Origin of the sequence: Citrobacter sp. CK188 (assembly GCF_030333525.1) — a bacterium.
GTDB classification, from domain to species: Bacteria; Pseudomonadota; Gammaproteobacteria; order Enterobacterales; family Enterobacteriaceae; genus Citrobacter_B; species Citrobacter_B koseri.
Genome location: NZ_JAOWFU010000038.1, coordinates 165,668 through 187,380, shown reverse-complemented (window position 1 = coordinate 187,380; position 21,713 = coordinate 165,668). Strand labels below are relative to the sequence as shown.

At 53.3% G+C, this 21,713-nt stretch carries 17 protein-coding genes and 7 tRNA genes; 7 read left to right on the top strand and 17 right to left on the bottom strand.

Annotated elements, in window-relative coordinates:
- Positions 1–229: 229 nt before the first annotated feature.
- Complete coding sequence (miaB, locus tag OGV67_RS21385) at positions 230–1,654, bottom strand: tRNA (N6-isopentenyl adenosine(37)-C2)-methylthiotransferase MiaB (RefSeq protein WP_024130541.1); 1,425 nt, start codon at positions 1,652–1,654, stop codon at positions 230–232.
- A gap of 145 nt (positions 1,655–1,799) precedes the next feature.
- On the opposite strand from miaB, the gene ubiF reads away from it, so the two are divergent.
- Positions 1,800–2,975 carry a 3-demethoxyubiquinol 3-hydroxylase gene (gene ubiF / locus OGV67_RS21380; protein ID WP_115181847.1) on the top strand — a complete coding sequence of 392 codons (1,176 nt, stop codon included), beginning with the start codon at positions 1,800–1,802 and terminating at the stop codon, positions 2,973–2,975.
- 98 nt (positions 2,976–3,073) lie between these two features.
- On the opposite strand, the gene OGV67_RS21375 is transcribed toward ubiF, so the two are convergent.
- The 12 genes from OGV67_RS21375 to nagB form a co-directional block, all read right to left on the bottom strand.
- Positions 3,074–3,148: transfer RNA gene (locus tag OGV67_RS21375), tRNA-Gln, on the bottom strand.
- 43 nt (positions 3,149–3,191) lie between these two features.
- Positions 3,192–3,266 (bottom strand) — tRNA-Gln (locus OGV67_RS21370).
- Between the two features lie 6 nt (positions 3,267–3,272).
- Positions 3,273–3,349: transfer RNA gene (locus OGV67_RS21365), tRNA-Met, on the bottom strand.
- Positions 3,350–3,365: 16 nt separating this feature from the next.
- Positions 3,366–3,440: transfer RNA gene (locus tag OGV67_RS21360), tRNA-Gln, on the bottom strand.
- Between the two features lie 36 nt (positions 3,441–3,476).
- Positions 3,477–3,551 (bottom strand) — tRNA-Gln (locus tag OGV67_RS21355).
- Between the two features lie 23 nt (positions 3,552–3,574).
- Positions 3,575–3,659 (bottom strand) — tRNA-Leu (locus tag OGV67_RS21350).
- An 8-nt stretch (positions 3,660–3,667) separates the two neighbouring features.
- Positions 3,668–3,744: transfer RNA gene (locus OGV67_RS21345), tRNA-Met, on the bottom strand.
- Positions 3,745–3,966: 222 nt separating this feature from the next.
- Positions 3,967–5,631 carry an asparagine synthase B gene (gene asnB / locus OGV67_RS21340; RefSeq protein WP_047458165.1) on the bottom strand — a complete coding sequence of 555 codons (1,665 nt, stop codon included), beginning with the start codon at positions 5,629–5,631 and terminating at the stop codon, positions 3,967–3,969.
- A gap of 281 nt (positions 5,632–5,912) precedes the next feature.
- Entirely contained in the window at positions 5,913–6,665 is a 753-nt protein-coding gene (gene nagD, locus OGV67_RS21335) for a ribonucleotide monophosphatase NagD (RefSeq protein ID WP_012133329.1), read from the bottom strand.
- Between the two features lie 46 nt (positions 6,666–6,711).
- Complete coding sequence (gene nagC / locus OGV67_RS21330; protein ID WP_012133328.1) at positions 6,712–7,932, bottom strand: DNA-binding transcriptional regulator NagC; 1,221 nt, start codon at positions 7,930–7,932, stop codon at positions 6,712–6,714.
- 8 nt (positions 7,933–7,940) lie between these two features.
- On the bottom strand, positions 7,941–9,089 hold the full coding sequence (nagA, locus tag OGV67_RS21325; protein WP_047458163.1) for an N-acetylglucosamine-6-phosphate deacetylase: 1,149 nt from the start codon (positions 9,087–9,089) through the stop codon (positions 7,941–7,943).
- A gap of 58 nt (positions 9,090–9,147) precedes the next feature.
- Positions 9,148–9,948 carry a glucosamine-6-phosphate deaminase gene (gene nagB / locus OGV67_RS21320; RefSeq protein ID WP_012133326.1) on the bottom strand — a complete coding sequence of 267 codons (801 nt, stop codon included), beginning with the start codon at positions 9,946–9,948 and terminating at the stop codon, positions 9,148–9,150.
- A 343-nt stretch (positions 9,949–10,291) separates the two neighbouring features.
- On the opposite strand from nagB, the gene nagE reads away from it, so the two are divergent.
- The 4 genes from nagE to chiQ all read left to right on the top strand — a co-directional run bounded on the left by nagE (position 10,292) and on the right by chiQ (position 16,556).
- On the top strand, positions 10,292–12,241 hold the full coding sequence (gene nagE / locus OGV67_RS21315; protein ID WP_115614966.1) for a PTS N-acetyl glucosamine transporter subunit IIABC: 1,950 nt from the start codon (positions 10,292–10,294) through the stop codon (positions 12,239–12,241).
- A gap of 416 nt (positions 12,242–12,657) precedes the next feature.
- The gene (gene glnS, locus OGV67_RS21310) at positions 12,658–14,325 is read left to right on the top strand and encodes a glutamine--tRNA ligase (RefSeq protein ID WP_012133322.1); all 1,668 of its coding nucleotides are present in this window, start codon (positions 12,658–12,660) and stop codon (positions 14,323–14,325) included.
- A 443-nt stretch (positions 14,326–14,768) separates the two neighbouring features.
- Positions 14,769–16,175: a chitoporin ChiP gene (gene chiP, locus OGV67_RS21305; RefSeq protein WP_012133319.1), complete on the top strand. Its 1,407-nt coding sequence runs from the start codon at positions 14,769–14,771 to the stop codon at positions 16,173–16,175.
- A 48-nt stretch (positions 16,176–16,223) separates the two neighbouring features.
- Positions 16,224–16,556, top strand: a complete 333-nt coding sequence (gene chiQ, locus OGV67_RS21300) for a ChiQ/YbfN family lipoprotein (RefSeq protein WP_047458156.1) — start codon at positions 16,224–16,226, stop codon at positions 16,554–16,556.
- A 123-nt stretch (positions 16,557–16,679) separates the two neighbouring features.
- On the opposite strand, the gene fur is transcribed toward chiQ, so the two are convergent.
- The 4 genes from fur to ybfF form a co-directional block, all read right to left on the bottom strand.
- A complete protein-coding gene (fur, locus tag OGV67_RS21295; RefSeq protein WP_007373881.1) occupies positions 16,680–17,126 on the bottom strand; it encodes a ferric iron uptake transcriptional regulator in 447 nt (148 codons plus the stop codon).
- A 289-nt stretch (positions 17,127–17,415) separates the two neighbouring features.
- Positions 17,416–17,946: a flavodoxin FldA gene (fldA, locus tag OGV67_RS21290; RefSeq protein ID WP_047458152.1), complete on the bottom strand. Its 531-nt coding sequence runs from the start codon at positions 17,944–17,946 to the stop codon at positions 17,416–17,418.
- A 150-nt stretch (positions 17,947–18,096) separates the two neighbouring features.
- The gene (gene ybfE / locus OGV67_RS21285) at positions 18,097–18,390 is read right to left on the bottom strand and encodes a LexA regulated protein (RefSeq protein WP_012133315.1); all 294 of its coding nucleotides are present in this window, start codon (positions 18,388–18,390) and stop codon (positions 18,097–18,099) included.
- A gap of 128 nt (positions 18,391–18,518) precedes the next feature.
- Positions 18,519–19,292, bottom strand: a complete 774-nt coding sequence (ybfF, locus tag OGV67_RS21280; RefSeq protein ID WP_049009846.1) for an esterase — start codon at positions 19,290–19,292, stop codon at positions 18,519–18,521.
- A 197-nt stretch (positions 19,293–19,489) separates the two neighbouring features.
- On the opposite strand from ybfF, the gene seqA reads away from it, so the two are divergent.
- Both seqA and pgm read left to right on the top strand, forming a co-directional pair.
- Positions 19,490–20,035, top strand: a complete 546-nt coding sequence (gene seqA, locus OGV67_RS21275) for a replication initiation negative regulator SeqA (RefSeq protein ID WP_047458147.1) — start codon at positions 19,490–19,492, stop codon at positions 20,033–20,035.
- Positions 20,036–20,059: 24 nt separating this feature from the next.
- Entirely contained in the window at positions 20,060–21,700 is a 1,641-nt protein-coding gene (pgm, locus tag OGV67_RS21270) for a phosphoglucomutase (alpha-D-glucose-1,6-bisphosphate-dependent) (protein WP_012133312.1), read from the top strand.
- Positions 21,701–21,713: the final 13 nt, after the last annotated feature.

Below are 21,713 nucleotides of genomic sequence, written 5' to 3'. Positions count from 1 at the left end.
GCCTGAGTCGCCGGAAAATGAAAATTCACCGGCAGATAAGGAAATTATTCACGCCACAGGATAAAGGCGCAAGCATTGCAATGAAGATGGGGGCGTAGGGGGGAATTACAAGGTCTGCCTGTTATTTGCCGGATGGCGGCACAGGTGCCTTATCCGGCCTACGAACCATATTGTGCCGTAGGCCCGATAAGTGCAGCGCCATCGGGCATTTTTTCGCTTTTCAGCAGGATTAAGGCTGGTAAAAACCGACGCCAATCTCGTTTTCTTTACGGGTACGGGCAATGACTGACTCCGGCGTTTCAGCCACGCGTAGCCCCATCTCATCTTCGGTACGTACAACCTTGCCGCGCAGAGAGTTGGTGTAGACATCGGTGATTTCCACATCCACAAACTTACCGATCATCTCCGGGGTGCCTTCAAAGTTCACCACGCGGTTATTTTCGGTACGGCCTGACAGTTCCATAATGCTCTTACGCGAGGTGCCTTCCACCAGAATACGCTGGACGGTGCCGAGCATCCGACGGCTCCAGGCCATCGCCTGCTGGTTAATACGCTCCTGTAGAATATACAGACGCTGCTTTTTCTCTTCTTCCGGCACATCGTCAACCATATCGGCCGCCGGTGTTCCCGGACGCGCCGAGAAGATAAAGCTGTAGCTCATGTCGAAATTGACGTCGGCAATCAGCTTCATGGTCTGTTCGAAGTCCTGAGTCGTTTCGCCAGGGAAGCCAACGATGAAGTCCGAGCTGATTTGAATATCCGGGCGCGCCGCGCGCAGTTTACGGATGATCGCTTTGTACTCCAGCGCCGTGTGGGTACGCCCCATCAGATTCAGTACGCGATCCGCGCCGCTCTGTACCGGCAGGTGCAGGAAGCTCACCAGTTCCGGCGTATCACGGTAAACTTCGATGATGTCATCGGTGAACTCGATCGGGTGGCTGGTGGTGAAGCGGATGCGATCGATCCCGTCGATGGCGGCAACCAGACGCAGCAGGTCGGCAAAGGAGCCGGTGGTGCCGTCGTAGTTTTCACCGCGCCAGGCGTTAACGTTCTGACCGAGCAGGTTGACTTCACGCACGCCCTGAGCGGCAAGCTGGGCGATCTCAAACAGGATGTCGTCAGACGGACGGCTGACCTCTTCACCACGGGTATACGGCACCACACAGTACGTGCAGTATTTATTACACCCTTCCATGATGGAGACAAACGCGGTCGGGCCTTCCGCACGCGGTTCCGGCAGGCGGTCGAACTTCTCGATTTCCGGGAAGCTGATGTCCACCACCGGGCTGCGGTCGCCACGAACGGAGTTGATCATTTCCGGTAAGCGGTGCAGCGTTTGCGGGCCAAAAATAATATCGACATAGTGCGCACGTTGACGGATGTGGTCGCCTTCCTGGGAGGCCACGCAACCGCCGACGCCGATAATCAGGTCCGGGTTCTTCTCTTTTAAGAGCTTCCAGCGGCCTAATTGATGGAAGACTTTTTCCTGAGCTTTCTCGCGGATTGAGCAGGTATTCAGCAGCAGCACATCCGCTTCTTCCGCGACCTCGGTCAGTTGATACCCGTGGGTAGCATCCAGCAGATCGGCCATCTTCGATGAATCGTACTCGTTCATCTGACAGCCCCAGGTTTTAATATGGAGTTTTTTGGTCATCGACTTGCTCTTGCGAAATAGTGGCTGAATTGCAGGGCGCATAGTGTAATGCTTTGGCGCGGTTGTGACCAGTATGACGCTTATCAGCCCTTAGAGGTAAAAAATCCTGTAAACTTGTCTTATCAACGTAACAGGATGAGTGACCATGACAAATCAACCAACGGAAATTGCCATTGTTGGCGGGGGGATGGTCGGTGGCGCGCTGGCGCTGGGACTGGCGCAGCATGGATTTACCGTCACGGTGATTGAACATGCTGAGCCTGCGCCGTTTGTGGCCGACAGCCAGCCTGATGTGCGTATTTCAGCGATCAGCGCGGCGTCGGTGTCGCTGCTTAAAGGCCTGGGCGTCTGGGATGCGGTGCAGGGGATGCGCAGCCATCCGTACCGTCGTCTGGAGACCTGGGAGTGGGAAAACGCCCATGTGGTGTTTGACGCCGCTGAGCTTAAGTTACCGCTGCTTGGCTATATGGTTGAGAATATCGTGCTGCAACAGGCGCTGTGGCAGGCGCTGGACGCGCACCCGAAAGTGACGCTGCGCGCGCCTGCTTCACTGATTGCGTTGCATCGCCACAATGATCGACATGAGCTGGAGCTGGCGGATGGTGAGCGTCTTACCGCAAAACTGGTGATCGGCGCTGACGGTGCGAACTCGCAGGTACGACAGCTGGCGGGGATTGGCATTCATGCCTGGCAGTATGCTCAGTCCTGTATGCTGATTACCGTACAGTGTGAGAACGATCCCGGTGACAGCACCTGGCAGCAATTTACGCCGGACGGCCCACGGGCCTTTTTACCGTTGTTCGACAACTGGGCATCGCTGGTGTGGTATGACTCACCAGCGCGTATTCGCCAGTTGCAGAACCTGAGTATGCCGCAGTTGCAGGCGGAAATTATGCAACATTTTCCGTCGCGTCTGGGGGAGGTCACACCGGTTGCGGCAGGTGCTTTTCCGCTGACGCGCCGCCATGCGTTGCAATACGTACAGCCTGGCCTGGCGCTGGTGGGGGATGCGGCGCATACCATTCATCCATTAGCCGGGCAGGGGGTAAACCTGGGGTATCGTGATGTGGATGCGCTGCTGGATGTGTTGATCAGCGCCCGCAGTCATGGCGAAGTCTGGGCCAGTCACCAGGTGCTGAAACGCTATCAGACGCGCCGCATGGCGGATAACTTCATTATGCAAAGCGGGATGGATCTGTTCTATGCCGGTTTCAGCAATAATCTTCAGCCGCTGCGCATTATGCGTAATATTGGATTGATGGCGGCAGAGCGCGCAGGCGTGTTGAAACGTCAGGCTCTGAAGTATGCGTTAGGGTTGTAGGATGTTCTGTGCCTGATAGCGTTGCGCTTATCAGGCCTACACCGCCCGGAGTGCCGGGCAGAAAAGCAAAAAGCTCGCCGAAGCGAGCTTTTTTAATGTGGCTGGGGTACGAGGATTCGAACCTCGGAATGCCGGAATCAGAATCCGGTGCCTTACCGCTTGGCGATACCCCAATGATTGGGTTTTTGCGTTCGTCATCCGAACGTCTTTCAAATTTGGCTGGGGTACGAGGATTCGAACCTCGGAATGCCGGAATCAGAATCCGGTGCCTTACCGCTTGGCGATACCCCAAGAATTTGGTGGCTACGACGGGATTCGAACCTGTGACCCCATCATTATGAGTGATGTGCTCTAACCAACTGAGCTACGTAGCCAGATTGTTTTCTTCGATGGCTGGGGTACCTGGATTCGAACCAGGGAATGCCGGTATCAAAAACCGGTGCCTTACCGCTTGGCGATACCCCAATGACCGTCGCGGCAATCCGCAAACTCGAAGAAATATGGCTGGGGTACCTGGATTCGAACCAGGGAATGCCGGTATCAAAAACCGGTGCCTTACCGCTTGGCGATACCCCATCCGTGCAACGCGTACTGGTGAATGGTGCGGGAGGCGAGACTTGAACTCGCACACCTTGCGGCGCCAGAACCTAAATCTGGTGCGTCTACCAATTTCGCCACTCCCGCAAAAAAGATGGTGGCTACGACGGGATTCGAACCTGTGACCCCATCATTATGAGTGATGTGCTCTAACCAACTGAGCTACGTAGCCATCTTTTTTCGCGTTACCTTATCGGCGTTGCGGGGCGCATTATGCGTATTGAGCCTTGAAGCGTCAACCTCTTTTTCATTGAAAATGGCCGGAATGTGACTGTTTGGTTAGGTTGCGAACAGCGTGACGCAATATTCGGCAATTATTGGTTATTAATCGTTTTTTGCGGTGAAAAAACGGCGTAAAAAAAGAGCCCCGCAGGACTCTTTTTAACACGATAACTTATTTATAAGCGGACTGGTGTACGCCGACGGCGCGGCCTGATGGATCGTCCATCGTTTTGAACGCCTCATCCCATTCGATGGCCTTCGCAGAAGAACAGGCGACGGACGGGCCGCCTGGCACACATTCTGCTGCGCTGGGTACCGGGAACAACTCTTCGAAGATTTCACGGTACAGGTACGCTTCTTTAGAAGATGGCGTGTTGTACGGGAAACGGAAGCGGGCGGTTTCCAGTTGCTGGTCGGAAATTTGCTCCGCCGCGACCTCTTTCAGCGTGTCGATCCAGCTGTAGCCGACGCCGTCAGAGAACTGCTCTTTTTGACGCCATGCCACGCTTGCGGGCAGGTAGGATTCAAAACATTCACGCAGGATATGTTTCTCCATTTTGCCGTTGCCGCACATTTTGTCTTCCGGGTTGATGCGCATCGCCACATCGAGGAATTTCTTATCCAGGAACGGGACGCGGGCTTCGACGCCCCAGGCAGACATCGCTTTGTTGGCGCGAGCGCAGTCAAACATATGCAGCGCCTGTAGTTTACGCACGGTCTCTTCGTGCAGTTCTTTGGCGTTTGGCGCTTTATGGAAGTAGAGGTAGCCGCCGAACACTTCATCGGAACCTTCGCCGGACAGCACCATTTTGATTCCCATCGCTTTGATTTTACGCGACATTAAATACATCGGCGTCGAGGCGCGAATGGTGGTGACATCGTAAGTTTCGATGTGGTAAATCACGTCGCGAATCGCATCCAGACCTTCCTGCACGGTGAAGTGAATTTCGTGATGCACGGTGCCGAGATGGTTTGCCACTTCCTGCGCGGCTTTCAGATCCGGGGAGCCTTCCAGACCGACAGCAAAGGAGTGCAACTGAGGCCACCAGGCTTCCGAACGTTCCTGATCTTCAACGCGGCGTGCGGCGAATTTCTTGGTGATGGCGGAAATGATGGAGGAATCCAGGCCGCCCGAGAGCAATACGCCGTATGGCACGTCTGACATCAGGTGGCTTTTGACGGACTCTTCCAGCGCCTGGCGCAACACGTTTTTGTCCGTTTCGTTGTCTTTTACCGCGTCGAACTCGAACCAGTCGCGCTGGTAGTACTGACGAATCTCACCGTCTTTGCTCCACAGGTAGCTGCCTGCCGGGAACTCTTTAATCGTGCGGCAGACCGGCACCAGCGCCTTCATTTCAGAGGCGACATAAAAGTTGCCGTGCTCGTCATGACCCATATAAAGCGGGATGATCCCGATGTGGTCGCGACCAATCAGCCAGGCATCCTGTTCGCTGTCGTACAGCGCAAAGGCGAACATACCCTGTAAGTCGTCGAGAAATTCCACCCCTTTTTCCTGGTACAGCGCGAGGATCACTTCACAGTCAGACCCGGTCTGGAACTGATAGCGGTCGCCATATTCCGCGCGTAATGCCTGGTGGTTATAAATTTCACCGTTAACGGCCAGCACATGTGTTTTCTTTTCGTTGTACAGCGGCTGCGCACCGGCGTTGACGTCGACAATAGACAGACGCTCGTGTGCCAGAATCGCGTTATCGCAGGCGTAAATACCGGACCAGTCAGGGCCGCGATGGCGCATCAAACGTGACAGCTCAAGGGCTTTTTTACGCAGCTCAACCGCGTCTGTTTTGATATCGAATACGCCAAAAATAGAACACATAACCTTCTCCATTAACCCGTTGCGTGGTGCTTTTTTGTGTTTGCTTGTTTATGAAAATGCCGCAAAGCCGCAGGGTTCGCAAGAGATTTGGCGTGATGAAAGCAAAAAATGCAATGGCAGTTGTTGAATGATGAAAAAAGATTACGTAATGAGCGTGTTTATTGATGAATCGATAATTTTATGGCGATTTTATTAAACGATGTTTTTTATCAGGCCTACGATTCGAACAGAACAATATTGTAGGCCTGATAAGCGTAGCGCCATCAGGCAGGGGGACGTTTTCAGATAACGTCGATTTCGGCGACGGAAGGATAAATCCAGCTTGGTCTGAACGGCATGTCGTCGATATCGTTGAGCGTTGAGACGCCAGAGAGCACCAGAATGGTTTCCAGACCGGCCTGGAATCCCGCCAGAATATCGGTGCGCAGATTGTCGCCGACGATAACGGTCTCTTCCGAGTGCGCCTGCATTTTGTTTAACGCGGCGCGGATAATCCACGGGCTGGGTTTACCGACGTAAAAAGGCTTACGGCCAGAAATTTTTTCAATACCTGCACAGAGCGCGCCGCAGGCCGGATAGAAACCACGACCGTGGGTATCGGGGTTAGTGGCGATGAAACGGGCGCCGTTGGCGACGAAGAAGGCCGCTTTATGCATCATGTCCCAGTTATAGGAGCGGGTCTCGCCGACAATCACAAAATCGGGATTGACGTCGGTAATGGTAAAACCTGCTTTATACAATTCGTGAATTAGTGCACCTTCACCGACCACATAGGCTTTCTTGCCTTCCTGACGACGCAGAAAATCGGCGGTGGCCATCGCGGAAGTATAAAAAACGCTGTCCGGTACGTTAACCCCTGCGGTAGCAAAGCGGTTCGCCAGATCCTGGCCGGTCTGCGAAGGGTAATTGGTCAGCAGCACCAGCGGCAGACCTTTTTCCATTACATCCGTCAGAAATTCTGCCGCACCGGGTACGGCAACATTGTCGTGCATCAGCACGCCGTCAATATCACAAATTACATTCTTGATGGTCATGAACTACCCAAAGGATTTAGTCATAATGCGCCACTATAAAAGCTCATTAATTTTCCAGCAAATGTTGCAACAAAATGCCGTTGAGCATGGCGCGTTTCACCAGCGCAAATGCGCCGATGGCGGAGCGGTGATCCAGCGTGGAACGGACAACCGGCAAATTTTTGCGAAACGCTTTCAGCGCCTGTGTGTTGATGCAGCTTTCAATCGCCGGCAGCAGCACTTTATCCGCTTCGGTAATTTCACCGGCAATCACGATTTTTTGCGGATTAAACAGGTTGATAGCGATAGCGATGGTTTTGCCCAGATGACGACCAACGTGTTCAATCACCTCTGCCGCTAAGCTGTCACCTTTATTAGCTGCCTTGCAGATGGTTTTAATCGTGCAGTCGTCCAGCGTAACGCGACTTTGGTAGCCCTGCTTGAGTAAGTGCTGTACGCGTTGTTCAATGGCCGCGTTGGCGGCGATGGTTTCCAGACAGCCAAAATTGCCGCAGTGACAGCGCTCGCCCAGCGGCTCGACCTGAATATGGCCGATCTCTCCGACGTTGCCGTTGCGACCAATAAAAATGCGGCCATTTGAGATAATCCCGGCGCCAGTCCCCCGGTGTACGCGCACCAGAATGGAATCTTCGCAATCCTGGCTTGCACCGAAATAGTGCTCGGCCAGCGCCAGACTGCGGATATCGTGACCGACAAAACAGGTTACGTGAAAACGTTTTTCCAGCGCTTCAACTAATCCCCAGTTTTCAACCTGAATATGCGGCATATAGCGGATCACGCCGCTTTCGGGATCGACAAGACCCGGCAGGATCACGGAAATCGCGATTAACTCGCGAAGTTTACGCTGATTACTGTCGACGAATGTGGTGATGGCATTGAGCAGGGCATGTTCCAGCGTCTCCTGAGTGCGTTCTGGCAGCGGGTAGTGCTCTTCAGCCAGCACTTTACTGCTCAGGTCAAACAGGGTAATGGTTGCGTCATGACGACCCAACCGCACGCCAATGGCATGGAAATTACGGGTTTCGGTAACGATGGAGATGGCGCGGCGGCCTCCGGTGGAGGCCTGCTGATCAACTTCTTTGATCAGCCCGCGTTCAATGAGTTGACGCGTAATTTTGGTTACGCTGGCGGGAGCAAGCTGGCTTTGCTCGGCAATCTGAATACGCGAGATTGGCCCGTGCTGGTCAATCAGGCGGTAAACGGCCGCGCTGTTAAGCTGTTTTACGAGATCAACATTACCTATTTGAGCTTGTCCGCCTGGTGTCATACTTTCTCTTACTCAGTAACGACCTCGTTACCATTAACGATGGTCTTGATGATTTTAAAGTCGTGGGTGAAGGCGGTCAGGTTCGCAACTTTACCCGGCGCGAGGCTGCCGAGCTGCTTATCGACGCCAATCGCGCGCGCAGGGTAGAGCGTTGCCATACGCAGCACTTCATCCAGCGCAATACCGCAATGTTCAACCAGATTACGCACGCCTTCGATCATGGTTAATGATGATCCGCTCAGCGTACCGTTCTCATCCACACACAGTCCATTACGGTAGTATATTGTTTTACCAGCAAAAATGAACTGTTCAATGTTTGCACCCGCCGGGGCGGTTGCATCGGTCACCAGGCAAAGTTTGTCACCTTTCAGACGTTTAGCGTTACGAATGTTGACGTAATCAACATGCAGACCATCCGCGATGATGCCGCAATAAATATCGGCATCGTCAAGAATGGCGCCCGCCAGACCCGGTTCACGGCCCGTAATATACGGCATCGCGTTGAACAGGTGGGTGGCAAAGGTGATCCCTGCGCGGAAACCGGCTTTCGCCTCTTTTAACGTCGCGTTGGAGTGACCGGCTGAAACCACAATGCCCGCCGCCGCCAGCTTAGCGATCACTTCTGCCGGCACCATTTCCGGCGCCAGCGTGACTTTGGTGATCACATCGGCATTATCGCACAGGAAGTCCACCAGCGCAGCGTCAGGTTGGCGGACAAAACTTGGATTATGGGTGCCTTTTTTGACCAGGTTCAGCCACGGACCTTCAAGATGAAGACCTAATGCCTGATTCGGGTATTTCGCCAGGTATTCACGCATGACGCGAATGCCCTGTTTCATCAGATCGTCGCTGGTGGTAATCAGCGTCGGCAGGTAGCTGGTGCAGCCTGATTTCTCATTGGCTTTCTGCATGATTTCCAGCGTTTCGACAGTCACCGCGTCAGCGGTATCGTTGAACTGGACGCCGCCGCAGCCGTTTAATTGCACATCAATAAAACCGGGGGAGAGAATGGCCCCATTCAACGCGCGTTGTTCTATCTCTGGCGGCAGTTCCGCCACTGGACAGATGCGATCAATCAGGCCATTGGCGACAACAATCGCATGGTCATCAAGAATTTCGTGACCGGTAAAAATCCGGCCCTGGGTTAAAGCATACATTCCGACCCCCGATTTCAAAAAATGCCGCCCTGCGTCTGCGTACAGGGCGGAGATAACATTACAGACCTTTAATATTTTCGGCTTCTAACTCGTTGAAATATTTCAGTGTCTTAACTTTCAGTTCCATAGTGGAAGGTTCGTCGCACACCACGACTGCTTTCGGATGCAGTTGCAGACAGCTAATGGTCCACATGTGGTTGACGTTGCCTTCGACAGCCGCCTGTAGCGCCTGCGCTTTCTGATGGCCCAGCACCAGAATCATCACTTCTTCTGCGTCCAGCAGCGTACCCACGCCTACGGTCAGCGCATATTTCGGCACCTGATTGACGTCGCCGTCAAAGAAGCGGGAGTTTGCCACGCGGGTGTCATGGGTCAGCGTTTTGATACGCGTACGGGAAGCCAGGGAAGAAGCCGGTTCGTTAAACGCGATATGGCCGTCGTTACCTACGCCGCCCATAAACAGGTGAATTTTACCGTAAGAACGGATTTTTTCTTCATAATTACGGCATTCCGCATCGATATCCGGCGCGTTACCGTTGAGCAGGTTAATATTTTCTGCCGGAATATCAACGTGATCGAAGAAATTGCGGTGCATGAAGCTGTGGTAGCTTTCCGGGTGTTCTTTCGGAAGGCCAACATATTCGTCCATGTTGAATGTCACCACATGCTTAAAGCTGACCTGGCCCGCTTTGTGCATTTCGACTAATGCTTTATACGCCGTCAGCGGCGTGCCGCCGGTCGGCAGGCCCAGGACGAACGGGCGATCGGCGGTAGGTTTGAAGGCGTTAATACGGTTAACGATATGGCGAGCAGCCCATTTGCCGACCTGTTCTGCGGACGTCAGGGGGATCAGTCTCATTCTTCACCTCAAAAGTAAAAGTAATAAATTGGCGGATTGAGCATCTGTACGTTAGTAAGCGTAACCTGGATTCGTATGGACAGGCGCTAATCCGTGTTGATTTTTTGAATGATAAAATAAGTTTTCGCAGTTAGCCAGTATAAGGGAGGGTGAATAACGATATTTGGTGATTCAAATCACAAAAAACACGCGTTTAATTTGCGATACGAATTAATTTTTCACACACTCTGAGCGTAGATGAATAATTCATACCGTTGTTGCCAAACATCACGCTTTAACGATTTGTCGCACAATAAAAAAATGGCTTCCAGAAGCCTAATCGGGGTCTCGTAGGGGGAATAAGATGAATATTTTAGGTTTTTTCCAGCGACTGGGTAGGGCGTTACAGCTCCCTATCGCAGTGCTGCCGGTGGCGGCACTGTTGCTGCGATTCGGTCAACCAGATTTACTGAATGTCGCCTTTATCGCGCAGGCGGGCGGGGCGATCTTCGATAACCTCGCACTGATCTTCGCCATCGGTGTGGCATCCAGCTGGTCTAAGGACAGCGCGGGTGCAGCAGCGCTGGCGGGTGCGGTCGGGTACTTCGTCCTGACCAAAGCGATGGTGACGATTAACCCGGAAATCAACATGGGCGTCCTGGCGGGTATCATTACCGGTCTGGTGGGCGGCGCCGTTTATAACCGTTGGTCCGGTATCAAACTTCCTGATTTCCTGAGCTTCTTTGGCGGCAAACGTTTTGTGCCGATCGCCACGGGCTTCTTCTGTCTGGTGCTGGCGGCGATTTTCGGTTACGTCTGGCCTCCGGTTCAGCACGCTATTCATGCGGGCGGTGAATGGATTGTCGGCGCGGGCGCGCTGGGCTCCGGTATCTTCGGTTTCATCAACCGTCTGTTGATCCCGACAGGTCTGCATCAGGTGCTGAACACCATCGCTTGGTTCCAGATTGGCGAGTTCACTAACACGGCAGGTACGGTATTCCACGGCGACATCAACCGCTTCTACGCGGGTGACGGCACGGCGGGGATGTTCATGTCCGGCTTCTTCCCGATCATGATGTTCGGTCTGCCGGGTGCGGCGCTGGCGATGTACTTCGCTGCGCCGAAAGCGCGTCGTCCAATGGTTGGCGGTATGCTGCTGTCCGTTGCGATCACCGCGTTCCTGACCGGTGTTACTGAGCCGCTGGAATTCCTGTTCATGTTCCTGGCGCCGTTGCTGTACCTCCTGCACGCAATATTGACCGGTATCAGCCTGTTCATCGCGACGCTGCTGGGTATTCATGCGGGCTTCTCCTTCTCCGCAGGCGCAATTGACTACGTGTTGATGTATAGCCTGCCTGCGGCCAGCAAAAACGTCTGGATGCTGCTGGTGATGGGCGCGGTATTCTTCGTCATCTACTTCCTGCTGTTCAGCGCGGTAATTCGCGTGTTCAACCTGAAAACGCCAGGTCGTGAAGATAAAGACGACGATATCGTGACTGACGAAGCGAACAGCAACACTGAAGAAGGTATGACCCAACTGGCGACCAACTACATTGCTGCGGTTGGCGGTACGGATAACCTGAAAGCGATCGATGCCTGCATCACCCGTTTGCGTCTGACCGTTGCCGACGCGGCTCGCGTGAGCGATGCGATGTGTAAACGTCTTGGTGCGTCTGGCGTGGTGAAACTGAACAAACAGACCATCCAGGTTATCGTCGGCGCGAAAGCGGAATCTATCGGCGACGAAATGAAGAAAGTGGTGGCGCGTGGCCCGGTTGCGGCAGCGTCTGCTGACAGCGCGCCAGTGACTGCGGCGCCGGCGGTAAAACCGCAGGCGGTTCCTAATGCGGTGACTATCGCGACGCTGGTTTCTCCAGTCACGGGTGACGTGGTTGCGCTGGAACAGGTTCCTGACGAAGCGTTCGCCAGCAAAGCGGTTGGCGACGGCGTGGCGGTGAAACCAACGGATAAAACCGTTGTTTCCCCGGCGGCAGGCACCATTGTGAAAATCTTCAACACCAATCATGCGTTCTGCCTGGAAACTGAAAAAGGCGCGGAAATCGTTGTCCACATGGGGATCGATACCGTTGCGCTGAACGGTCAGGGCTTCAAACGCCTGGTGGAAGAGGGTACCGAAGTGGTTGCCGGTCAGCCGATCCTGGAAATGGATCTGGAGTTCCTGAACGCCAATGCGCGCTCGATGATTAGCCCGGTGGTTTGCAGCAACATCGACGACTTCAGCGGTCTGGTGATTAAAGCTGAAGGTCAGGTGGTTGCGGGTCAAACGCCACTGTATGAGATTAAAGGCAAATAATCGCTCCTGAGTAGAGTTTGTGCCTGAGCGGCGGGGGGAAACCTCCGCCGCTTTTTTTTTGCAGCCTGTAGGCCGGATAAGGTATAGCCGCTATCCGGCAAATGCGCCTGATGGCGCTGCGCTCATCAGGCCTACGGTTCGACACAGTTTGTAGGCCGGATAAGGTATAGCTGCTATCCGGCAAATGCGCCTGATGGCGCTGCGCTTATCAGGCCTACGGTTCGACGCAGTTTGTAGCAGTTTGTAGGCCGGATGAGGCGTAGCCGTCATCCGGCAAAGCGCCGTCGCTTTTTTTTACAGCAATCAGCCCCCATATTTTCTTCAAAGCCACTTTTTAAGTAACTAAAGGTTGTCAGTCTGTCCGGCTTATAAGATCATATGCCGTTATACGTTGTTTACGCTTTGAGGAATCCACGATGAGTGAGGCTGAAGCCCGCCCGACTAACTTTATTCGTCAGATCATCGATGAAGATCTGGCCAGTGGTAAGCACACCACAATCCACACCCGTTTTCCGCCGGAGCCGAATGGCTATCTGCACATCGGCCACGCGAAATCCATCTGTCTGAACTTTGGTATCGCGCAAGATTATCAGGGCCTGTGCAACCTGCGTTTCGATGATACCAACCCGGTAAAAGAAGATATCGAGTACGTTGATTCGATCAAAAACGACGTCGAGTGGTTAGGTTTTCACTGGGCTGGCAACGTTTGCTACTCCTCAGATTACTTCGATCAGCTGCATGCGTATGCGGTTGAGCTGATCACCAAAGGTCTGGCGTACGTCGATGAGCTGACGCCGGATCAGATCCGCGAATATCGCGGTACGCTGAAAGAGCCGGGTAAAAACAGCCCGTTCCGCGATCGCAGCGTGGAAGAGAACCTGGCGCTGTTTGAAAAAATGCGTACCGGTGGTTTTGAAGAAGGTAAAGCGTGCCTGCGCGCCAAAATTGATATGGCGTCGCCGTTTATCGTGATGCGCGATCCGGTGCTGTACCGCATTAAATTTGCCGAACACCACCAGACCGGCAACAAGTGGTGCATCTACCCGATGTACGACTTTACCCACTGCATCAGCGATGCGCTGGAAGGCATTACGCACTCTCTGTGTACGCTGGAATTCCAGGACAACCGTCGTCTGTACGACTGGGTGCTGGACAACATCACCATCCCGGTTCACCCGCGTCAGTACGAATTCTCACGCCTGAATCTGGAATACACCGTGATGTCCAAGCGTAAGCTGAACCTGCTGGTGACGGACAAACACGTTGAAGGCTGGGACGATCCGCGTATGCCGACCATTTCTGGCCTGCGTCGTCGTGGCTATACCGCGGCCTCCATCCGTGAATTCTGCAAACGCATCGGCGTTACCAAGCAGGACAACACCATTGAGATGGCGTCGCTGGAGTCCTGCATTCGTGAAGATCTGAATGAAAACGCTCCGCGCGCGATGGCGGTTATCGATCCGGTGAAACTGGTTATCGAAAACTACCCGCAGGGCGAAAGCGAAATGGTCACCATGCCGAACCATCCGAACAAACCGGAAATGGGCAGCCGTGAAGTACCGTTTAGCGGTGAGATTTGGATCGATCGTGCTGACTTCCGCGAAGAAGCGAACAAGCAGTACAAGCGTCTGGTGATGGGGAAAGAAGTGCGTCTGCGTAACGCCTATGTGGTGAAAGCTGAGCGCGTGGAGAAGGATGCGGAAGGCAATATCACCACCATCTTCTGTACCTATGATGCGGACACCCTGAGCAAAGATCCGGCCGATGGCCGTAAAGTGAAGGGCGTCATTCACTGGGTAAGCGCGGCACACGCGCTGCCGGTTGAAATTCGTCTGTACGATCGTCTGTTCAGCGTGCCGAACCCGGGCGCCGCAGAGGACTTCCTGTCCGTGATCAACCCTGAATCGCTGGTAATTAAGCAGGGTTACGCGGAACCGTCGTTGCAGAACGCCGTAGCGGGTAAAGCGTATCAGTTTGAGCGTGAAGGCTACTTCTGCCTGGACAGCCGCTACACAACGGCGGATAAACGCGTGTTTAACCGTACCGTAGGTCTGCGCGATACGTGGGCTAAAGCGGGCGAGTAAAGCCACCGCATCACATCACCTTCCAACGCCGCATTTTGCGGCGTTTTTTTATCCTTTCCATTTTGTCATCCCGCTCTCTGTTTGCAGAGCGAATTAATGCCGTCGGGAAAATAATTTCGCAACAAAATAGTTTTGGCGTAGTGAATTTATGGAATGAATATCATTTCATGTGAAACCGATTTCATGTGCATGGAAAACAAGACAATTTTAACTTTTGTTCATCTTTTTTAGCGCCTGATGAAAATGTAACAGAAAGCAATGAAATATGTGCGGTTGCTCATACTCTTACATTCTCGTTACAGAAAGAGATTGATAATTCGCGTCGCGAAAAATAGTCTATTCACTGTAGTCTGCGAGGTTTTTCTCAACGCTACTTTTACATTTTTATTTTTCGCTGTCCGCTTTTGTTCGGCAGCATTTTATACGTCAAAGAGGATTAACACATGCGTACGTTTAGTGGCAAACGTAGTACGCTGGCGCTGGCTATCGCCGGTATCACAGCAATGTCAGGTTTGGTCGTCGTTCCACAGGCTCAGGCCGAAGGCTTTATTGACGATTCCACGTTAACAGGCGGCATCTATTACTGGCAGCGTGAGCGTGACCGTAAAGATGTCACCGACGATGACAAATATAAAACCAACCTTTCACACGCGACCTGGAACGCCAACCTGGATTTCCAGTCTGGTTATGCGGCTGATATGTTCGGTCTGGATATCGCGGCATTTACCGCGATAGAAATGGCGGAAAACGGCGACAGCGGACACCCCAACGAAATCGCCTTCTCGAAAAAGAATAAAGGTTACGATGAAGATTATTCTGGCGATAAGAGCGGGATCAGCCTTTATAAAGCCGCGGCAAAATTTAAGTACGGGCCAACCTGGGCGCGTGCGGGGTATATCCAGCCGACCGGTCAGACGCTGTTAGCGCCGCACTGGAGCTTTATGCCGGGTACTTATCAGGGCGCGGAAGCCGGAGCGAATTTTGACTACGGTGATGCGGGCGCGCTGAGTTTCTCCTATATGTGGGCCAACCAATATAAAGCGCCGTGGCACACCGATGTTGATAAATTCTATCAGGCCGATAAAAAGACCAAAGTGGATTACCTCCACTCTATCGGCGCTAAATACGATTTCAAAAATGACCTCGTGCTGGAAGCGGCATTTGGTCAGTCAGAAGGGTATGTCGACCAGTATTTTGCCAAAGCCAGCTACAAATTTGATTTGGGCGGCAACCCGTTCACCACCAGCTATCAGTTCTATGGTGCGCGCGACAAAGTTGATGATCGCAGCGTAAACGATATTTATGACGGCACCGCTTGGTTGCAGGCGCTGACTTTCGGTTACAAAGTGGCCGAAGTCGTCGATTTGCGCCTGGAAGGGACCTGGGTTAAGGCGGACGGTCAACAAGGTTACTTCCTGCAACGTATGACGCCGACTTACGCATCCTCAAACGGTCGTCTGGATATCTGGTGGGATAACCGTTCAGACTTTAACGCCAACGGCGAAAAAGCTGTCTTCTTCGGTGCGATGTACGATCTGAAAAACTGGAACCTGCCGGGCTGGGCAGTGGGGGCGTCATACGTTTACGCCTGGGACGCGAAGCCATCAACCTGGCAGATTACCCCGGATGCGTACTATGACAAAAACCGTACCATTGAAGAGTCTTCTTACAGCCTTGATGCGGTCTACACCCTACAGGAAGGCCGTGCCAAAGGCACCATGTTTAAACTGCACTTCACGGAATATGACAACCACTCCAACATCCCAAGCTGGGGCGGCGGTTACGGCAACATCTTCCAGGATGAACGTGACGTGAAGTTCATGGTTATCGCTCCGTTCACTATTTTCTGATGCCCGTTGCGCAGGCGATTTGTCTGCCGCAACGTTGAGGACACTGATATGAAAAAACTGTTACTCATCGCCATGATGGCATCGGGACTGGTGGCCTGCGCGCAGCCAACCGCGCCCAAAGAAGACAGTCAGTTAAAAGAGGCGTACAGCGCCTGCATCAATACGGCGCAAGGTTCGCCAGAGAAAATCGAGGCCTGTCAGAGCGTACTGAACGTGCTGAAGAAAGATGACCAGCACAAGCAGTTTGCTACAGAAGAGAGCGTGCGCGTGCTGGATTATCAGCAGTGCATTCAGGCTACGCGTACGGGGAACGATCAGGCGGTGACCGCCGATTGCGACAAAATCTGGCAGGAAATTCGCAGTAAAAATAGCGCCAAATAAAAGCAGGGCGGGTTAATGGCGGGCGGAGAGAACTCTCCGCCCGTTTGCGTTTTTTAAGGCCGCTACCGGGTCGGAGGCATAAAAAAAGCCAACCGGTCGGTTGGCTTTTTAGCAGGTTTCACATTACTTCGCGTCGTGCGCGTGCTCGTCTTCCCGGCAATCGCCTTCAGCGCAGTGGCCGTAGAGATAGAGGCTGTGGTTCGTCAAACGAATGCCATGCTTAGCCGCAATCTCACGCTGGCGCGCTTCGATAGAATCATCACTGAATTCGATCACTTTGCCACAATCGAGGCAAATAAGGTGATCGTGATGATGCTGTTGGGTCAGCTCAAAAACGGATTTACCGCCTTCAAAGTTGTGGCGGGTTACGATACCGGCGTCATCAAACTGGTTCAGCACGCGGTACACGGTCGCCAGCCCAATCTCTTCACCCATGTCGATCAGACGTTTATATAAATCTTCCGCACTGACGTGATGGTTATCCGGTTCCTGAAGAACTTCCAGAATTTTTAAACGAGGAAGCGTTACTTTCAGGCCAGCCTTCTTTAATGCGGTATTGTTGTCAGTCATGCGGAATCTGTCCTGTTGCTAAACGATTCACTTCAAACAAAGAAGTGACAGAAATTGCACTTGAGATAATGCGTTTCATTATAGAACTGCCACGCCTAAATGAAAACTGCAAGCCTCCGGCAAATATTGTTAATAAAAACGAGGTATCGCCAACAAACACACTGTGCAATACCAGAATAACACCCGGACATTGTACAGGGTCAGGCAAGAAAGTTACAAATTTGTAGCAATTATTTTAATTGGTTTTATCTATTGATGCGACGCAGATGCTTTTCTGCGCCGCACAAAATCAGGCGTTAATGATTTCGTCGAGGTGCAGTTCGCCGGAAATCTGTTTAACCCATTTTTCAACGCGCTCTGCGGTCAGTTCAGGCTGACGGTCTTCGTCGATAGCCAGACCAACAAAGTGATCGTCGTCAGCCAGACCTTTGGACGCTTCAAAATGGTAGCCCGCCGTTGGCCAGTGACCGACGATGGTCGCGCCGCGCGGCTCAATGATGTCGCGGATGGTGCCTAACGCGTCGCAGAAATATTCTGCGTAATCTTCCTGGTCGCCGCAGCCGAACAGCGCCACCAGTTTACCGTTAAAATCAATCTCTTCGAGAGTCGGGAAGAAGTCATCCCAGTCACATTGCGCTTCACCGTAGTACCAGGTCGGGATGCCCAGCAGCAGGATGTCGTACCCTTCCAGGTCCTCTTTGCTGCTTTTCGCAATGTCATGCACATCGGCAACGTCTTTACCAAGCTGTTTTTGAATCATTTTTGCGATATTTTCGGTATTACCGGTGTCGCTGCCGAAAAAGATGCCAGTGATTGCCATGAGTAAAATAACCTCTTGAAACTTATTGAAATGGTGGTGGCGTATTGCCCGCAGATAAGGGCAATCATAGCAGAACAGTCAGGCATGCGGAAACAGCAATCACGCGGGACTGCACTCTGTGCTACATGATTTATGATATTGAGCAGTTTTTCAGACTACGCCCTGGCCGCGCAGCGCTGCCAGTTGAGTCATCAGCATCTCTTCGATGAGTTCGCTACGGCTCATATTGCGGGATTCGGCCAGCTCGTTCAGCGCATCGACAGCCTCAGCGTTGAGTTTCAGTTCGACACGCTTAAGGCCACGTACTTTGTCGCGTTTTAGCTGGTTACGCTTATTAATGCGCAGCTGTTCATCACGCGAAAGCGGATTGGTTTTGGGTCGTCCCGGGCGACGCTCGTGTGCGAACAGATCTAATGTCGTACGGTCCGTTTGTTCTTTGGCCATGATTTTGGTGACTTCGGGGAAACAATCAGCCAGGCGTCTGCCCGGATGGATAGCGCGCCATCATACATCAGCAAGGCAGACACGCCAACGCTCGCGGACGTAATCGCGCGCGGACGCTGAGTTTTTAATCAGTTGGCCTTATCTGCCAGATAGCGACGAATGGCGCGCAGTACCGCATCGGGTTTTTCCGCGTGAACCCAGTGGCCCGCTCCGGCGATGACGTGCGCTCGCGCCTGAGGGAACTGCGCCAGCAGATCGTGACGATATGCTTCGGTCACATAAGGGGAGTTGCCGCCGGGGATAAACAACGCCGGGCGATCCCAGGCTGGAATGGTCTCCCAGCCCACAATATGTGGATACTGTTCCCACAACACCGGTACGTTAAAGCGCCATTCGCCGTCGATAAACGATTTCAGCAGAAACTGGATGACGCCTTCTTCTTGCAGATGTTGACGCATAACGGTGGCGGCCTGTTGACGGGTTTCGGCGCCCGCGTCGGTGACGGCATTGATGGCGGCGAAGATTTCATCGTGGCGGCGAACGTGGTAATCGACCGGCGCGATGTCTATCGCGACCAACTGGTCAATACGCTCCGGCGCCAGCGCGGTGAGCGCCATTACCGCTTTACCGCCCATGGAGTGGCCGATAAAGGTGGCTTTCTCAATGCCTTCGGCATCAATGGTATCCAGTAAGTCTTGCGCCATTGCCGGGTAGTCCATCACCGGATCGCGAGGGGAGAGACCGTGGTTGCGCATATCAACCTGAATGATATCGTGATCGGTCACCAGGTCGCGCGCCAGCACGCCGAGGTTGTCCAGGCTGCCAAACAAACCGTGAACGAGGACGATGGGAGAATTATTGTGCAGGTTTTGTGCAGTTTGCGCTCGGATATTCAATTTCATGGCAAAGTTCTTTTTTTCGCTCTGTCGGGTTAGGGTATTATGTTGACTATTCTGCCACAGGGCTGCAACAACTACGGTTTACTCCGAGTTTTTCCGTCAGCCAGGTTTGACGCTATCCGCTGTTGGAATTTGCCTTTACACTACGTGCAGGTAATCCCAACGACTTGTATTCAGATAAGACACCGCACTGGATTAAGATGAAAACGATTGAAGTTGATGATGAACTCTATAGCTATATTGCCAGCCACACCAAGCATATTGGCGAGAGCGCATCCGACATTTTACGGCGCATGTTGAAGTTTTCCGCCGTATCACAGCCTGTCACTCCGGCGGCGAAAGAGGTTCGCGTCGCGCAACCTGCTATCGTGGAAGCGAAGCCCGTCAACCCCGTAAAAGATAAAGTCCGCGCCATGCGTGAACTGCTGCTTTCCGACGAGTACGCGGAGCAGAAGAAAGCGGTAAACCGCTTCATGCTGGTGCTGTCTACACTCTACTCACTGGATAATCGCGCGTTTGCCGAAGCAACGGAGTCGTTGCATGGCCGTACGCGCGTCTATTTTGCGGCTGATGAACAAACGCTGCTGAAAAATGGTAATCAAACCAAACCGAAACATGTGCCCGGCACGCCGTATTGGGTGATTACCAACACCAACACCGGCCGTAAATGCAGCATGGTTGAACACATCATGCAGTCAATGCAATTCCCGGCGGAATTGATTGAGAAGGTTTGCGGAACAATTTAATCCTTGCATTAAAAGGACCAGGCAATGGCAATCCACAACCGTGCAGGTCAACCTGCGCAACAGAGTGATTTGATTAACGTCGCCCAACTGACGGCACAGTACTATGTACTGAAACCCGAAGCAGGGAATGCAGAGCACGCCGTGAAGTTCGGTACGTCCGGGCATCGCGGTAGCGCAGGTCGTCATAGTTTTAACGAGCCGCACATCCTGGCGATCGCCCAGGCGATTGCGGAAGAGCGTGCAAAAAACGGTATCACTGGTCCTTGTTATGTGGGCAAAGATACCCACGCGCTGTCTGAACCGGCATTTATCTCTGTACTGGAAGTGCTGGCGGCGAACGGTGTTGATGTCATCGTGCAGGAAAACAATGGCTTCACGCCAACGCCTGCCGTTTCCAACGCTATCCTGGTTCACAATAAAAAAGGCGGCCCGCTGGCTGATGGCATCGTGATCACGCCATCTCACAATCCACCGGAAGACGGCGGAATTAAGTACAACCCGCCAAACGGCGGCCCGGCGGATACCAACGTCACCAAAGTGGTGGAAGACAGGGCCAACGCGCTGTTGGCTGACGGTCTGAAGGGCGTGAAGCGTATCTCTCTGGATGCGGCGATGGCCTCAGGCCACGTTAAAGAGCAGGATCTGGTGCAGCCGTTCGTTGAAGGGCTGGCGGATATCGTCGATATGGCGGCGATTCAGAAAGCGGGCCTGACGCTGGGCGTCGATCCGCTGGGTGGTTCCGGTATCGAATACTGGAAGCGTATTGCTAAGCACTACAACCTGAACCTGACTATCGTTAACGATCACGTTGATCAGACGTTCCGCTTTATGCATCTCGACAAAGACGGCGCAATCCGTATGGACTGTTCCTCCGAGTGCGCGATGGCGGGTCTGCTGGCGCTGCGTGATAAGTTCGATCTGGCGTTCGCCAACGACCCGGACTATGACCGCCACGGCATCGTGACTCCGGCAGGGCTGATGAACCCGAACCACTATCTGGCGGTAGCGATCAACTATCTGTTCCAGCACCGCCCGCAGTGGGGCAAAGAGGTGGCGGTCGGTAAAACGCTGGTCTCTTCTGCGATGATCGACCGCGTGGTGAACGATTTGGGGCGTAAACTGGTGGAAGTGCCGGTCGGCTTTAAATGGTTCGTTGACGGTCTGTTCGACGGCAGCTTCGGCTTCGGCGGCGAAGAGAGCGCCGGGGCGTCTTTCCTGCGTTTCGACGGCACGCCGTGGTCTACCGATAAAGACGGCATCATCATGTGCCTGCTGGCGGCGGAAATCACGGCCGTCACCGGGAAAAACCCGCAGGAGCACTACAACGAGCTGGCGGCCCGCTTTGGCGCGCCGAGCTATAACCGTTTGCAGGCAAGCGCAACGTCTGCGCAGAAAGCTGCATTGTCTAAGCTCTCTCCAGAAATGGTGAGCGCCAGCACGCTGGCGGGCGATCCGATCACCGCGCGTCTGACGGCGGCGCCGGGTAACGGCGCGTCGATTGGCGGCCTGAAAGTGATGACCGACAACGGCTGGTTCGCCGCGCGGCCTTCTGGTACGGAAGACGCTTATAAGATTTATTGCGAAAGCTTCCTCGGCGAGGAACACCGCAAGCAGATCGAAAAAGAAGCGGTTGAGATTGTCAGCGAAGTGCTGAAAAACGCGTAAGTGCGGTTTGTGT